The organism is Nonomuraea sp. NPDC049378 (assembly GCF_055586745.1).
Genome location: NZ_JBVJHP010000021.1, coordinates 127,707 through 142,071, shown reverse-complemented (window position 1 = coordinate 142,071; position 14,365 = coordinate 127,707). Strand labels below are relative to the sequence as shown.

General features: G+C 69.2%; 11 protein-coding genes. All 11 read left to right on the top strand.

Annotation, left to right across the window (positions count from 1 at the left end; translation table 11 throughout):
* Positions 1-237 precede the first annotated feature (237 nt).
* The 11 genes from ACZ6SA_RS37930 to araA all read left to right on the top strand — a co-directional run bounded on the left by ACZ6SA_RS37930 (position 238) and on the right by araA (position 14,238).
* A complete protein-coding gene (locus ACZ6SA_RS37930; RefSeq protein ID WP_465833693.1) occupies positions 238-1,239 on the top strand; it encodes an ABC transporter substrate-binding protein in 1,002 nt (333 codons plus the stop codon).
* Positions 1,240-1,294: 55 nt separating this feature from the next.
* Positions 1,295-2,806 (top strand): sugar ABC transporter ATP-binding protein, encoded by a 1,512-nt coding sequence (locus ACZ6SA_RS37925; RefSeq protein ID WP_443150941.1) that lies wholly within the window; start codon positions 1,295-1,297, stop codon positions 2,804-2,806.
* Positions 2,803-3,843 carry an ABC transporter permease gene (locus tag ACZ6SA_RS37920; RefSeq protein WP_465833691.1) on the top strand — a complete coding sequence of 347 codons (1,041 nt, stop codon included), beginning with the start codon at positions 2,803-2,805 and terminating at the stop codon, positions 3,841-3,843. The genes ACZ6SA_RS37925 and ACZ6SA_RS37920 overlap by 4 nt, the downstream gene beginning before the upstream one ends.
* Positions 3,840-4,877, top strand: coding sequence for a galactofuranose ABC transporter, permease protein YjfF (gene yjfF, locus ACZ6SA_RS37915; protein ID WP_465833689.1), 1,038 nt, complete (start codon positions 3,840-3,842; stop codon positions 4,875-4,877). The genes ACZ6SA_RS37920 and yjfF overlap by 4 nt, the downstream gene beginning before the upstream one ends.
* A gap of 195 nt (positions 4,878-5,072) precedes the next feature.
* Positions 5,073-6,191: a multiple monosaccharide ABC transporter substrate-binding protein gene (gene chvE, locus ACZ6SA_RS37910; RefSeq protein WP_347650289.1), complete on the top strand. Its 1,119-nt coding sequence runs from the start codon at positions 5,073-5,075 to the stop codon at positions 6,189-6,191.
* Positions 6,192-6,252: 61 nt separating this feature from the next.
* Positions 6,253-7,782: a multiple monosaccharide ABC transporter ATP-binding protein gene (gene mmsA / locus ACZ6SA_RS37905; RefSeq protein WP_465833686.1), complete on the top strand. Its 1,530-nt coding sequence runs from the start codon at positions 6,253-6,255 to the stop codon at positions 7,780-7,782.
* Between the two features lie 5 nt (positions 7,783-7,787).
* Entirely contained in the window at positions 7,788-9,047 is a 1,260-nt protein-coding gene (gene mmsB, locus ACZ6SA_RS37900; RefSeq protein ID WP_443150945.1) for a multiple monosaccharide ABC transporter permease, read from the top strand.
* 34 nt (positions 9,048-9,081) lie between these two features.
* On the top strand, positions 9,082-10,131 hold the full coding sequence (locus tag ACZ6SA_RS37895; RefSeq protein WP_347650292.1) for a LacI family DNA-binding transcriptional regulator: 1,050 nt from the start codon (positions 9,082-9,084) through the stop codon (positions 10,129-10,131).
* A gap of 56 nt (positions 10,132-10,187) precedes the next feature.
* Positions 10,188-11,819 carry a ribulokinase gene (gene araB / locus ACZ6SA_RS37890; protein WP_465833750.1) on the top strand — a complete coding sequence of 544 codons (1,632 nt, stop codon included), beginning with the start codon at positions 10,188-10,190 and terminating at the stop codon, positions 11,817-11,819.
* Between the two features lie 320 nt (positions 11,820-12,139).
* The gene (locus tag ACZ6SA_RS37885; protein ID WP_347650293.1) at positions 12,140-12,787 is read left to right on the top strand and encodes an L-ribulose-5-phosphate 4-epimerase; all 648 of its coding nucleotides are present in this window, start codon (positions 12,140-12,142) and stop codon (positions 12,785-12,787) included.
* Positions 12,784-14,238 carry an L-arabinose isomerase gene (gene araA, locus ACZ6SA_RS37880; protein WP_465833683.1) on the top strand — a complete coding sequence of 485 codons (1,455 nt, stop codon included), beginning with the start codon at positions 12,784-12,786 and terminating at the stop codon, positions 14,236-14,238. The genes ACZ6SA_RS37885 and araA overlap by 4 nt, the downstream gene beginning before the upstream one ends.
* Positions 14,239-14,365 lie beyond the last annotated feature (127 nt).

Below are 14,365 nucleotides of genomic sequence, written 5' to 3'. Positions count from 1 at the left end.
CGTAGGGAGATGTACGCCGCAGGGTGTACATGGCGGTTCGCGTGACCTGACCGTAATCCGGCGAGCCCTTGACGAGACCCTTTGTTAACGTTCACAGTCGGGGCCATACCGAAAAGGAGCGCGGCTTCCGGCCGCCGCTCGTGATGTGTCGAGCAGGAGAAGGTGGCCGGCGGGAAGGTAGGAGGCGCTGGCGTCCACCTCAGTATGTTAGCGCTCACATAGGAAGGGACCCCCCACGTGTTAAAGAGGATCTCGGCGCTGGTGCTCGCCGGGCTCACCGCGATGTCGGTGGCGGCGTGCGGCAGTGGCGGCAGCGGCAGTGCCGGCACGGACGGCGCGGACGGCTCGGGTGGCGCGGACGGCTCGATCACCATGGGCTTCTCCCAGGTGGGAGCGGAGAGCGGATGGCGCACCGCGAACACCAAGTCCGTCCAGGAGTCCGCCAAGGAGGCGGGCATCACGCTCAAGTTCTCCGACGCCCAGCAGAAGCAGGAGAACCAGATCAAGGCCATCCGCTCCTTCGTCCAGCAGAGGGTGGACGTCATCGCCTTCTCGCCGGTGGTGGAGTCGGGCTGGGACACGGTGCTCAAGGAAGCCCAGAACGCGAAGATCCCGGTCATCCTGACCGACCGCGCCGTGGACTCCAAGGACACGACCCTGTACAAGACCTTCCTCGGCTCGGACTTCATCGAGGAGGGCAAGAAGGCCGGTCAGTGGCTGGTGGAGGAGTACAAGGACGCCACCGAGACGGTGAACATCGTCGAGTTGCAGGGCACGACCGGCTCGGCGCCGGCGAACGACCGCAAGGCCGGGTTCGCCGAGGTCATCGGGGCCGACCCGAAGTTCAAGATCATCGCCTCCCAGACCGGTGACTTCACCAGGGCCAAGGGCAAGGAGGTCATGGAGGCCTTCCTGAAGTCGAACCCGGACATCGACGTGCTCTACGCGCACAACGACGACATGGGCCTCGGGGCGATCGAGGCGATCGAGGGCGCGGGCAAGACGCCCGGCCAGGACATCAAGATCATCACTGTGGACGCCGTCAAGGACGGCATGCAGGCGCTCGCCGACGGGAAGATCAGCTTCATCGTCGAGTGCTCCCCGCTGCTCGGCCCGCAGCTGATGGACCTGGCCAAGAAGGTCGTCAAGGGCGAGCAGGTGCCCACCCGCGTGGTGACCGAGGAGACGACGTTCACCCAGGAGCAGGCCAAGCAGGTCCTGTCCACCCGCCAGTACTGACCGCCCGGCCGGGGCCGCCCCGGCCCCGGCCGTCACTTGCGAAGGGGAAAGGCGTATGGCCGTACCCGCGCCGGTCCTGACGATGAGCGGGATCGGCAAACAGTTTCCCGGCGTGAAAGCCCTGGACGGCGTGGACCTGCGACTCTCACCCGGAGAGGTGCACGCGCTCATGGGAGAGAACGGCGCGGGCAAGTCCACCCTGATCAAGGTGCTCACCGGCGTCTACCCCGCCGACGCGGGCACCATCGAACTGGACGGCGCCGCCGTGGCGTTCGGCAGCCCCCTGGAGGCGCGGCAGGCCGGCATCAGCACGGTCTACCAGGAGGTCAACCTCTGCACGAACCTCTCGGTCGCCGAGAACATCCTCATCGGCAGGGAGCCGCGCCGCCTGGGCCGTATCGACTGGAAGCGGATGCGGGCCAGGGCCGCCGAACTGCTGTCGCGGCTGGAGCTGAGCCTGGACGTGTCGGCGCCGCTGTCGTCGTACTCGCTGGCGATCCAGCAGATGGTGGCGATCGCGCGGGCGCTCGACGTCGACGCGAGGGTGCTGATCCTCGACGAGCCCACGTCCAGCCTGGACGCGGGCGAGGTCGAGCAGTTGTTCATGGTGATGAGGCGGCTCAAGGAGGAGGGCATCGCCATCCTCTTCGTCTCCCACTTTCTCGACCAGATCTACGAAATTTCGGATCGTATGACGATCCTCCGCAACGGCCGGCTCGTCGGCGAATACCTGACCAGCGAACTCAGCCAGGTGCACCTCGTCGCCAAGATGATCGGCCAGGAACTGGACGCGCTCGAACGCCTGCACGGCGAGGCCAGGGTCTTCGACCGCCCGCTGGTCGAGGCGCGCGAACTCGGCAGGGCGGGCGCCATCGAGCCGTTCTCGCTCACCATCCACGAGGGCGAGGTCGTGGGCCTGGCCGGGCTGCTCGGCTCCGGCCGTACGGAGATCGCGCGGTTGTTGTTCGGCGCGGACCACGCGGGCACGGGCGAGATCGCGGTCGGCGGATCGCCGGCGTCCTTGCGCACGCCGCGCGCGGCCATGCATCACAAGATCGCGTTCTGCTCGGAGAACCGCAAGGAGGACGGGCTCATCCCCGACCTGACCGTGCGCGAGAACATCATCCTGGCCCTTCAGGCCACCCGGGGCTGGACGAGACCGGTGCCGAGAGAACAGCAGGACGAACTGGTCGGCAGGTACGTCAAGGCGCTGCGGATCAGCCCGCCCAACCCCGAGCACCTCGTCCGCGACCTCAGCGGCGGCAACCAGCAGAAGGTGGTGCTGGCCAGGTGGCTCATCCTGGAGCCGCGCCTGCTCATCCTCGACGAGCCCACCCGGGGCATCGACGTCGGCGCGAAGGCCGAGATCCAGCGGCTGGTGGCGGAGCTGTCCGACGGCGGCGTGGCGGTGCTGTTCATCTCGGCCGAGCTGGAGGAGGTGCTGCGCCTCAGCCACAAGGTCGAGGTGCTGCGCGATCGGCGGCTGGTGGCGGAGCTGCCCAATGGCGACGAGCTGACCACGGACCTGCTCATGGAGACGATCGCGAGCGGAGGCCGGGACTCATGAGACGGCTGCTCTGGCCGGTGGCGGTCCTCGTGCTGCTGCTGGCGCTCAACGTGCTCTTCACCCCGAGCTTCCTGTCGATCCAGGTCAGGGACGGTCACCTGTACGGCAGCCTGATCGACATCCTGCGGTTCGGGGCTCCGCTGATCCTGGTCGCGCTCGGCATGACGCTCGTCATCGCCACCGGCGGCATCGACCTGTCGGTGGGCTCCGTGGTGGCGATCTCGGGCGCGCTGGCGTGCCTGCAGATCAGCCAGGACGCCGGCGTGTTCACGGCGGTGGCGCTGGCGCTCGGGCTCTGCCTGGCACTGGGAGCGTGGAACGGGTTCCTCGTCGCGGGCATCGGCATCCAGCCGATCATCGCCACGCTCATCCTCATGGTGGCCGGGCGCGGCCTGGCACAGCTCATCACCGGCGGGCAGATCATCACCGTCAACAGCGAGGCGTACAAGGTGATCGGCGGCGGCTACTGGCTGACCGTGCCGTTCGGCGTCCTGATCGTGCTCGCCGTGCTGGGGATCACCGCGTTCCTGACCCGGCGGCTGGCGCTGGGGATGTTGATCGAGTCGGTCGGCGGCAACGCCGAGGCGAGCCGGCTGGCCGGCATCAGGTCGCGCGGGATCATCCTCATGGTGTACGCGTTCGCCGCGCTGTGCGCCGGCGTGGCCGGCTTGATGATCAGCTCGAACGTCTCCAGCGCCGACGGCAACAACGCCGGCTTGTGGATCGAGCTGGACGCCATCCTGGCCGTCGTGATCGGCGGCACGTCGCTGGCCGGCGGCCGGTTCTCGCTGGGCGGCACCGTGCTGGGCGCGCTCATCATCCAGACCCTGACCACGACCGTCTACTCGATCGGCGTGCCGCCGGAGACGACGCTGCTGTTCAAGGCGCTGGTCGTGACGGCGGTCTGCCTCATCCAGTCGCCGTCCTTCCGCGCGAAGGTGTTCGGCGGGCGGGGCAGGACCGCCCCGCCCGGCGCCGTGGCCGAGGCGCCGGCGCGGGTGCGCGAGGGAGTGCCGCCGGACGGAGTGAGGTCATGAGCTGGTGGCGGCGTATGGCGGCCGAGCCCGCCGGACGGAGTGAGGCGATGAGCATGAGCACGATGACGCTGGGCCGGGCCGTGCCCGCGAAGTACCTGCCGGTGCTGGTGACCGGCTGCCTGTTCGCGGCCATGTTCGTGGCGGGCGGGATCCGCTACGAGGGGTTCGCCAGCGGGCAGGTGGTGCTCAACGTCTTCATCGACAACGCGTTCCTGCTGGTCGTGGCGGTGGGGATGACGTTCGTGATCCTGACGGGGGGCATCGACCTGTCGGTGGGCTCGGTGGTGGCGCTGTCGACGATGATCGCGGCCAGCCTGATGGCGGGGCCGGGATGGCCGCCGTACGTGGTGATCCCGCTCGTGCTGGCCATCGGGTCGGGGCTGGGACTGGTGATGGGCGCGATCGTGCACGCCTTCGACATCCAGCCGTTCATCGTGACGCTGGCGGGCATGTTCCTGGCCCGTGGGTTGTGCTACACGATCGGGACCGACTCGATCCCGATCGAGGACGCGACGTTCACGGCGTTCGCGCAGACCAGGATCGACCTGTTCGCCGATCTGTGGATCTCACCCAGCGTGGTCATCGCTCTGGTGGTGGTGGTCGTGGCGGCGTACGTGCTGCACTACACCCGGCTGGGCCGCTCGGTCTACGCCACCGGCGGCAGCGAGCAGTCGGCGATGCTGATGGGCCTGCCCGTGGGCCGGACGAAGATCGCGGTCTACACGATCAGCGGCTTCTGCTCGGCGCTCGGCGGGGTGTTGCTGTCGTTCTACATGCTCTCCGGCTACGGTCTGCACGCCGTGGGCATGGAGCTGGACGCGATCGCGGCGGTGGTCATCGGCGGCACGCTGCTGACCGGCGGCAGCGGCTTCCTACTCGGCACCGTGCTCGGCGTGCTCGTGCTCGGTCTGATCCAGACGATCATCAGTTTCGAGGGCACGCTCTCCTCGTGGTGGACGAAGATCTTCATCGGCCTGCTGTTGTTCGTCTTCATCCTGTTGCAGCGGGTGTTCTCGGCCCGCTCAAGCCGTTGACCTGCGAGGAGACGTTTCGGGAAAGTTACCTGTCAGTTATGGGCGACCGTTGACAAGGGCTTTGTTAACGATAACAATCGGGCGGTGGTGAACGCGGAATTTGTTGTTATTCGTCACGTTCTGTGATGGGAATCACCGCTCTATCGGCAGCCGCCACGTCCAGCGCTGCCGCGACCCCCTTCGCAAGGAGATGACATGAGGTTGGGACGAATCGGGGGCGTGGTGTCCGCCATCGCGCTCGCCGTGACCATGACGGCCTGCGGTTCGAGCACGAAGACGATCGACGCCGAGGCATCCGCCTCCGCCGCGGCAGGCAACGCCGGCGCCCTGGTCGGCGTCACGATGCCCACCAAGTCGTCGGAGCGCTGGATCCACGACGGTGACAACGTCAAGGAGCAGCTCGAGAAGCTGGGCTACAAGGTCGACCTGCAGTACGCGGAGAACGACATCCCCACGCAGGCCAACCAGATCGAGAACCAGATCACCAAGGGCGCCAAGCTGCTGATCATCGCCTCGATCGACGGCACCGCGATCACGTCGCAGCTCCAGCAGGCCGCCGACAACAAGATCCCGGTCATCGCCTACGACCGGTTGATCCGCAACAGCCCCAACGTCGACTACTACGCCACGTTCGACAACTACAAGGTGGGCGTGCAGCAGGCGACCTCGCTGCTGAAGGGCCTCGGCGTCGAGGACGGCGAGAAGGGCCCGTTCAACGTCGAGCTGTTCGGCGGCTCGCCCGACGACAACAACGCCACGTTCTTCTGGAACGGCGCCATGTCCGTGCTCCAGCCGAAGATCGACGACGGCACGCTCGTGGTGAAGAGCGGCCAGACCGACTTCAAGACCGCCGCGATCCTGCGCTGGGACCCGGCCACCGCGCAGAAGCGCATGGAGGACATCCTCACCAAGACCTACACCGGCGGCGCCAAGGTCGACGGCGTGCTCTCGCCGTACGACGGCCTGTCCATCGGCATCCTGTCGGCGCTCAAGAGCTCCGGCTACGGCCGCAGCGGCCAGGCGTACCCGATCGTGACCGGCCAGGACGCCGAGCTCGCCTCGGTCAAGTCGATCATCGCCGACGAGCAGTACTCCACCATCTTCAAGGACACCCGCGAGCTCGCCGAGCAGACCGTGAAGATGGCCGACGCCGTGCTCAAGGGCGGCAAGCCCGAGGTGAACAACACCGAGGACTACGACAACGGCAACAAGGTCGTCCCCTCGTACCTGCTCGAACCGGTGATCGTGGACAAGAGCAACTACAAGGACGTCATCATCGGCGGCAACTACTACACCGAGGACCAGCTCAAGTAGGGCCGGCCGCCCGGGGGCCGGCGAGGTCCCCGGGCCTGCCCGCCTGCGAGCGAGGGGCGTAATGACCGAGCAAATCTTGCGGATGAGCGGGATCACCAAGACGTTCCCCGGCGTCAAGGCGCTGCAGGACGTCAATCTGACCGTCCGGCGGGGCGAGATCCACGCCATCTGCGGTGAGAACGGCGCCGGCAAGTCGACGCTGATGAAGGTGCTGTCGGGCGTCTACCCGCACGGCGGCTACGAGGGCGAGATCACCTTCGAGGGCCGGCGGTGCGAGTTCGGGAGCATCCGCGACAGCGAGCGCGCCGGCATCGTCATCATCCACCAGGAGCTGGCGCTCAGCCCGCAACTGTCGATCGCCGAGAACATCTTCCTCGGCAACGAGCGCGCGAGGCGCGGGCTCATCGACTGGAACCGCACCAACTACGAGGCCGCCACGCTGATGAAGCGGGTCGGGCTGCGGGAGAACCCGACCACGGCGATCGCCGACATCGGCGTGGGCAAGCAGCAACTCGTGGAGATCGCCAAGGCGCTGGCGAAGGAGGTGAGACTACTCATCCTCGACGAGCCCACCGCCGCGCTCAACGACGACGACTCCGCGCACCTGCTCGACCTGCTGCGCGGCCTGCGTGACGAGGGCATCACCTGCGTGATCATCTCGCACAAGCTCAACGAGGTGACCGCGATCGCCGACTCCGTCACGATCATCCGCGACGGCCGCACCATCGAGACCCTGGACATGGCCACCGACCAGGTCACGGAGGACCGCATCATCTCCGGCATGGTCGGCCGCGCGCTCGACAACCGGTTTCCGCCGCACGAGCCGGTGATCGGCGACGAGGTGCTGCGCATCGAGGACTGGACGGTGTACAGCCCCAACCAGCCCGACAGGAAGGTGGTCGACGGCGCGGCGCTCGCGCTGCGCCGCGGCGAGATCGTCGGCCTGGCCGGGCTGATGGGCGCCGGCCGCACGGAGCTCGCGATGAGCGTCTTCGGGCGGACGTACGGCGTGCACATCACCGGCAAGATCTTCAAGGACGGCAAGCCGGTCGAGATCCGCAACGTCCAGGACGCCATCAGGCACGGCATCGCCTACGCCACGGAGGACCGCAAGAGGTACGGGCTCAACCTCATCGAGGACGTCAAGCGCAACATCAGCGCCGCCGGGCTGCGCGGGATGTCGAAGCGCGGCTGGGTCGACGAGATGGAGGAATATCGCGTCGCCGAGGAGTTCCACAAGAGCATGAACATCAAGGCGCCCAGCGTGTCGAGCATCGTCGGCCAGCTGAGCGGCGGCAACCAGCAGAAGGTCGTGCTCTCCAAGTGGATCCTCACCGAGCCCGACGTGCTCATCCTCGACGAGCCCACCCGCGGCATCGACGTCGGCGCCAAGTACGAGATCTACACGATCATCAACCGCCTGGCCGACCAGGGCAAGGCCGTGCTCGTGATCTCCTCCGAACTGCCTGAGCTGCTGGGCCTGTGCGACCGCATCTACACGCTCTCCGAGGGGCGCGTCACGGGTGAGGTGCCGCGCCGGGACGCCACGCAGGAACGCCTCATGCACCTCATGACCAAGGGACAGGAGTAGCTCACATGAGCAGCATCACGCCCGCCGACGTGGAGGTCGGCGCCAAGGGCGACGGAGGATCGCCACGGCAGCCGGGCCGGGTGTCGCTCGGCGGACTGTCGCTCAACCTGCGATCGAGCGGCATCTACATCGCCTTCGCGCTGATCGTCGCGCTGTTCTCGGTGCTGACCGACGGAGCCCTGCTCACGCCGCAGAACATCTCGAACATCATCGTCCAGAACTCCTACGTGCTGATCCTCGCGATCGGGATGATCCTCGTCATCATCGCCGGGCACATCGACCTGTCCGTCGGCTCGGTGGTCGCCGTCACGGGCGGGCTGGCCGCGGTGCTCATGGTCAACATGAGCGTGCCGTGGCCGCTGGCCCTGCTCATCACGCTGGTTGCCGGAGCCCTCATCGGGGCGTGGCAGGGCTACTGGATCGCCTACTTCGGCATCCCGGCGTTCATCGTGACGCTGGCCGGCATGCTGCTGTTCCGGGCGCTGACGCTGACCGTGCTCGGCAACCAGGGCATCGGCCCGTTCCCCGACCAGGTCCGCACGCTCGCCAACGGCTTCACCAGCGGCTATCTCGGCAACATCGGCCTCGGCCCGCTCGACGGCGCCGACCTGTTCAGCCTGCTGGTCGGCCTCTTCGCCGTCGCCGGCATGGTCGCCGCCCAGTGGCGCTCGCGCACCGCCCGCCAGGGGTACGGGCAGGTGGTCGACCCGATGGCGCTGTTCGTGGTGAAGATGGCGGCCGGCGCCGCGCTGATCCTCTTCCTCGTGGTGCAACTGGCCCGGTTCAACAACCTGCCGTGGGTGCTGGTCCTGCTGGCGGTGCTCGTGCTGGCGTACTCGCTGATGGCCGGCAGGACCGTGTTCGGCCGGCAGATCTACGCGATCGGCGGCAACCTCCAGGCGGCGGTCATGTCCGGCGTACGCGTCAAGTCGGTGGTCTTCTGGATCTTCGTGAACATGGGCGTGCTGTCGGCCATCGCCGGCATCATCTTCGCCGGCCGGCTCAACCAGGCGGGCCCCACGGCGGGCAACGCCTTCGAGCTGGACGCCATCGCGGCGGCGTTCATCGGGGGTGCGGCCGTCCAGGGCGGCGTCGGTAAGATCGTCGGCGCGATCACCGGCGGCCTGATCATGGCTGTCATCAACAACGGCATGTCCCTGATCGGCTCGCCGAGCGAGCGGGTCATGCTCGTCAAGGGCGCCGTCCTCCTCGCCGCGGTGGCCTTCGACGTGTGGACCAAGCGCAGGGCGGGCGCCGCGCGCTAGCAGCGACCTGCCCGGCCGAGTGAAAGGAGAGACCGTGACGACCCCCAAGCGCCGTCTGCCGGTCATGGCTGACGTGGCCAAAGAGGCGGGCGTCTCGCACCAGACGGTCTCCCGGGTGCTCAACGACCACCCGAACGTCCGGGCCGACACCCGCGCCCGGGTGGAGGAGGCGATCACCCGGCTGGGCTACCGGCGCAACCTGGTCGCCCGCGCCCTGGTCACCAAGCGGTCGAGGACGCTCGGCGTGGTGAGCTTCGACACCACGCTGTACGGCCCGGCCAGCACGATCTACGGCATCGAGCAGGCGGCCAGGAGCGCCGGCTACTTCGTCAGCATCGTCAGCCTGAAGTCGATCGACGCGGCCGGCGTCCGCGACGCCATCGACTACCTCGCCGAGCAGGGTGTCGACGGCGTGGTGGTGGTCGCCCCGCAGCGCTCGGCCGCGCGTGCCCTGGAGAACCTGCCGTCCGGCATGCCGGCCGTGGCGGTCGAGGGCACGCACAGCGCGGACGTCTCCGTGGTGTGCATCGACCAGATCGAGGGCGCCAGGCTCGCCACGCGCCACCTGCTCCAGCTGGGCCACGAGACCGTGTGGCACGTCAGCGGCCCGTCCGACTGGCTGGAGACCGAGGGCCGGATGCAGGGCTGGCGCGCCGTACTCGAGGAGGCCGGCCGGGACGTGCCCGAGCCGCTGGCAGGCGACTGGAGCCCGCGCGCCGGCTACGAGGCGGGCAAGAGCCTGGCGCGGATGGGCGGCGTCACCGCCGTCTTCGCGGCCAACGACCAGATGGCGCTCGGCGTGCTGCGCGCCCTCAGTGAGGCGGGGGTGCGCGTCCCCGACCAGATCAGCGTGGTGGGCTTCGACGACATCCCCGAGTCGGCGTTCTTCTCGCCGCCGCTCACCACGGTCAGGCAGGACTTCGACGTGGTGGGCAGGCACTGCATCGAGGTGCTGCTCAGGCAGATCGACGGGCAGGCCGGCGGGCCGATCGGCGGGTCCATCGACGGGAGGCCCGCCGCGTACGAGCGCCTGGTCGTGCGGCCCGCCTTCGTCGTCAGGTCCAGCACCGCCCCAACTCGGTAGATGATGGGGATGCCCCCGGATAACCCCTGGAGTCCAATGTGAACGCTAACACCTACGTGGTCGGAGTGGACTTCGGCACCCTCTCAGGGCGTGCCGTCGTCGTTCGCGTGCACGACGGCGCCGAGCTGGGCAGCGCCGTTCACGAGTACGCCCATCGCGTCATCGAGACGGAACTGCCCGGCTCCGGCGTACGGCTCGGCCCCGACTGGGCGCTGCAGTCGCCGCAGGACTGGATCGACGTGCTCAGGACCGCCGTGCCCGAGGCGGTCGCCGCCGCGGGCGTCGCGCCCGAGCAGGTGATCGGCATCGGCACCGACTTCACCGCCTGCACCGTGCTGCCCGCCACCGCCGACGGCACGCCGCTGTGCTTCGAGACGCCCGGCGAGCCGCACGCCTGGCCCAAGCTCTGGAAGCACCACGCCGCGCAACCCCACGCCGACCGGATCAACGACCTGGCCGCGCGCCGGGGCGAGAGCTGGCTGCCCCGCTACGGCGGCAAGATCTCCTCCGAGTGGCAGCTCGCCAAGGGCCTGCAGGTCCTCGAAGAGGCCCTCGACGTGTACGCCAGAGCCGAGCGCTGGATCGAGGCCGCCGACTGGATCATCTGGCAACTCACCGGCGTCGAGAGCCGCAACATCTGCACCGCCGGTTACAAGGGCGTCTTCCAGGACGGCCACTACCCGTCGGAGGAGTTCCTCGCCGCGCTCAACCCCGGATTCGCCGGGTTCGCCGCCAAGCTCGCCACCGGCCAGGTTGGCGACCAGATCGGAGATGGGGCCGGCGGCGTCACGCTCGCCCCGCTCGGCGGCCTCGCCGGCCGGCTGACCGCGCGGGCCGCCGGATGGACCGGGCTGACCGAGGGCGTGGCCGTCGCCGTCGGCAACGTGGACGCCCACGTCACCGCCGCCGCCGCGGACGCCGTGCGGCCCGGCCAGATGGTGGCCATCATGGGCACCTCCACCTGCCACATCATGCCCAGCGACCAGCTCGCCGAGGTGCCCGGCATGTGCGGCGTCGTCCAGGACGGCATCGTGCCCGGCCTGTGGGGCTACGAGGCCGGGCAGTCCGCCGTCGGCGACATCTTCGCCTGGTTCGTCGACTCCTTCGGCGCGGACGGGCACGAGCAGCTCACGTCGCTGGCCGAGAAGCAGGCCGTGGGGCAGCACGGGCTGGTGGCGCTCGACTGGTTCGGCGGCAACCGCTCGGTCCTCGTGGACCACAACCTCTCCGGGGTGATCGTCGGCCAGACGCTGGCCACCAGGCCGGAGGATGTCTACCGCGCGCTCATCGAGGCCACCGCGTACGGCGCCCGCATGATCGTGGAGACGTTCGAGAAGGCCGGCGTGCCGGTCGAGGAGTTCGTCGTCGCCGGCGGCCTGCTGAAGAACCCCTTCCTCATGCAGGTCTACGCCGACGTGCTGCGCCGCCCCCTGTCGGCCATCGGCTCCGACCAGGGGCCCGCGCTCGGCTCGGCCATCCACGCCGCCGTCGCCGCCGGAGCCTACCCCTCGATCGGGGAGGCGGCCGCGGCCATGGGCAAGCGCACCGAGGCCGCGTACGTGCCCGACCAGGCCCGCGCCGACGCCTACGACCGGCTCTACGCCGAATACCGCAAGCTCCACGACTTCTTCGGAGACGGACACATGCTGCACACCCTGCGCACCATCAGGAACGAGGCCCACCCATGACCCGCGAGGGAGCGCCGTCGCCCGGAGGAGCGGCGGGAGCGCAGCGACCTGAGCGGGGGAGGGCGGCGGCGTCTGGCGACCGAGCCGCCGAACGGAGTGAGGCCATGGGCGGAGTGGGAGTGCCGTCGTCCGGAGGAGCGGCGGGAGCGCAGCGACCTGAGCGGGGGAGGGCGGCGGCGTCTGGCGACCGAGCCGCCGAACGGAGTGAGGCCATGAGCGGAGTGGGAGTGCCGTCGTCCGGAGGAGCGGCGGGAGCGCAGCGACCTGAGCGGGGGAGGGCGGCGGCGTCTGGGGACCGAGCCGGCGAACGGAGTGAGGCCATGAGCAGGACGGTGGCCGGCCTGCATGCCGAGTTGGTCCGCTACGGGCTGGTCGTCTGGACAGCCGGCAACGTCTCGGGGCGGATCCCCGGCGAGGACCTGTTCGTCATCAAGCCGTCCGGCGTCTCCTACGACGAGCTGACCGCGGAGAACATGGTCGTGTGCGACCTCGACGGCAATCTCGTCGAAGGCGCGCACTCGCCGTCCAGCGACACCGCCGCGCACGCGTACGTCTACCGCAACATGCCCGACGTGGGCGGCGTCGTGCACACCCACTCCACCTACGCCTCGGCGTGGGCCGCCCGCGGCGAGGCCATCCCCTGCGTGCTGACCGCGATGGCCGACGAGTTCGGCGGCGAGATCCCGCTGGGCCCGTTCGCCCTGATCGGCGACGACTCGATCGGCCAGGGCATCGTGGAGACGCTCAAGGGCCACCGTTCGAAGGCCGTGCTCATGCAGAACCACGGGGTGTTCAGCATCGGCAAGGATCCCAAGGCCGCCGTGAAGGCGGCGGTGATGTGCGAGGACGTGGCCCGCACCGTCCACGTGGCCAGGCAGCTCGGCGAGCCGCTGCCCATTCCGCAGGACGACATCGACCGCCTCTATGACCGCTACCAGAATGTCTACGGACAGAGGAGCCCGCGTTGAACATCTGGTTTCTGACCGGCAGCCAGGGACTTTACGGCGACGACACGCTGCGCCAGGTGGCCGAGCAGTCCCGGCGGATCGCCGAGCAGCTGCCCATGCCGGTGGAGTGGAAGCCCGTGCTCACGGACGCGGCGGCGATCCGGCGCATCATGCTCGAGGCCAACGCCGACGACTCGTGCGGGGGCGTGATCGCGTGGATGCACACGTTCTCGCCGGCCAAGATGTGGATCGCCGGGCTCGACGCGCTGCGCAAGCCGCTGCTGCACCTGCACACGCAGGCCAACGTGGAGCTGCCGTGGAGCTCCATCGACATGGATTTCATGAACCTGAACCAGGCCGCCCACGGCGACCGCGAGTTCGGCCACGTGCAGACGCGCCTGGGCGTCCCGCGCAAGACCGTGGCCGGGCACGTCAGCGACCCGGCCGTGGCCGGGCGCATCCTCACCTGGGTCCGCGCCGCCCGCGGCCTGGCCGAGGTGCGCACGCTGAAGCTGGCGCGCTTCGGCGACAACATGCGCGACGTGGCCGTCACCGAGGGCGACAAGGTCGAGGCGCAGCTGCGCTTCGGCGTGTCCGTCAACACCTACGGCGTCAACGACCTGGTCGAGGCCGTGGACGCCGCCGCCGACGCCGACGTGACGGCGCTGGTCAAGGAGTACGCCGAGCAGTACACCGTCGCCCCCGAGCTGCTCGGAGAGCGGCACGAGTCGCTGCGTTACGCGGCCAGGATCGAGCTGGGCCTGCGCGGCTTCCTCGAAACCGGCGGCTTCAGGGCGTTCACCACCAACTTCGAGGACCTCGGCGGCCTGCGCCAGCTGCCCGGCCTGGCCGTGCAGCGGCTGATGGCCGACGGTTACGGCTTCGGCGGCGAGGGCGACTGGAAGACGTCGGTGCTGCTGCGCACCCTCAAGGCCATGGCGCCCGGAGGCACCTCGTTCATGGAGGACTACACCTACCATCTGACGCCCGGCCAGGAGCTCATCCTGGGCGCGCACATGCTGGAGGTCTGCCCGTCCATCGCCGCCGCCACCCCGTCCTGCGAGATCCACCCGCTGAGCATCGGCGGCAGGCAGGACCCGGTCAGGCTCGTCTTCGACGCCGAGCCCGGCCCCGGCATCGTGGTCGGCCTGGCGGACATGGGTGACAGGTTCCGGCTGGTGGCCAACGAGATCGACGTCGTGGCCCCGCCCGAGCCGCTGCCCAAGCTGCCCGTGGCCCGCGCGGTGTGGCGCCCTCACCCCGACCTGCGCACGTCCACGGAGTCGTGGCTCACCGCGGGCGCGCCCCACCACACGGTGTTGTCCACGGCCGTCGGCCGGGACGAGCTGACCGATCTGGCCGACATGCTCGGCGTCGAGCTCGTGATCATCGATGCCGGGACGACCACCGAGCGGTTCGCCAGGGAGCTGCGCTGGAACCAGGCGTACTACCGCCTGGCCCAGGGCTTCTGACCGGCCGGGGGGGGGGGGGCTCCCCCCCCCCCCCCCCCCCCAAGGAGGGGGGAACCCCCGAAGGAGCTCACAAGGGAGAACGTTGTGAGGTGGGGGGCGTTGGGCGTGCCCACCGGGGGGGTAACAC

Bases quoted from the DNA above. Each gene is read 5' to 3' on its own strand.
- ACZ6SA_RS37925 (WP_443150941.1), top strand. From the start codon at position 1,295: ATGGCCGTACCCGCGCCGGTCCTGACGATGAGCGGGATCGGCAAACAG.
- ACZ6SA_RS37920 (WP_465833691.1), top strand. From the start codon at position 2,803: ATGAGACGGCTGCTCTGGCCGGTGGCGGTCCTCGTGCTGCTGCTGGCG.
- yjfF (WP_465833689.1), top strand. From the start codon at position 3,840: ATGAGCTGGTGGCGGCGTATGGCGGCCGAGCCCGCCGGACGGAGTGAG.
- chvE (WP_347650289.1), top strand. From the start codon at position 5,073: ATGAGGTTGGGACGAATCGGGGGCGTGGTGTCCGCCATCGCGCTCGCC.
- mmsA (WP_465833686.1), top strand. From the start codon at position 6,253: ATGACCGAGCAAATCTTGCGGATGAGCGGGATCACCAAGACGTTCCCC.
- mmsB (WP_443150945.1), top strand. From the start codon at position 7,788: ATGAGCAGCATCACGCCCGCCGACGTGGAGGTCGGCGCCAAGGGCGAC.
- ACZ6SA_RS37885 (WP_347650293.1), top strand. From the start codon at position 12,140: ATGAGCAGGACGGTGGCCGGCCTGCATGCCGAGTTGGTCCGCTACGGG.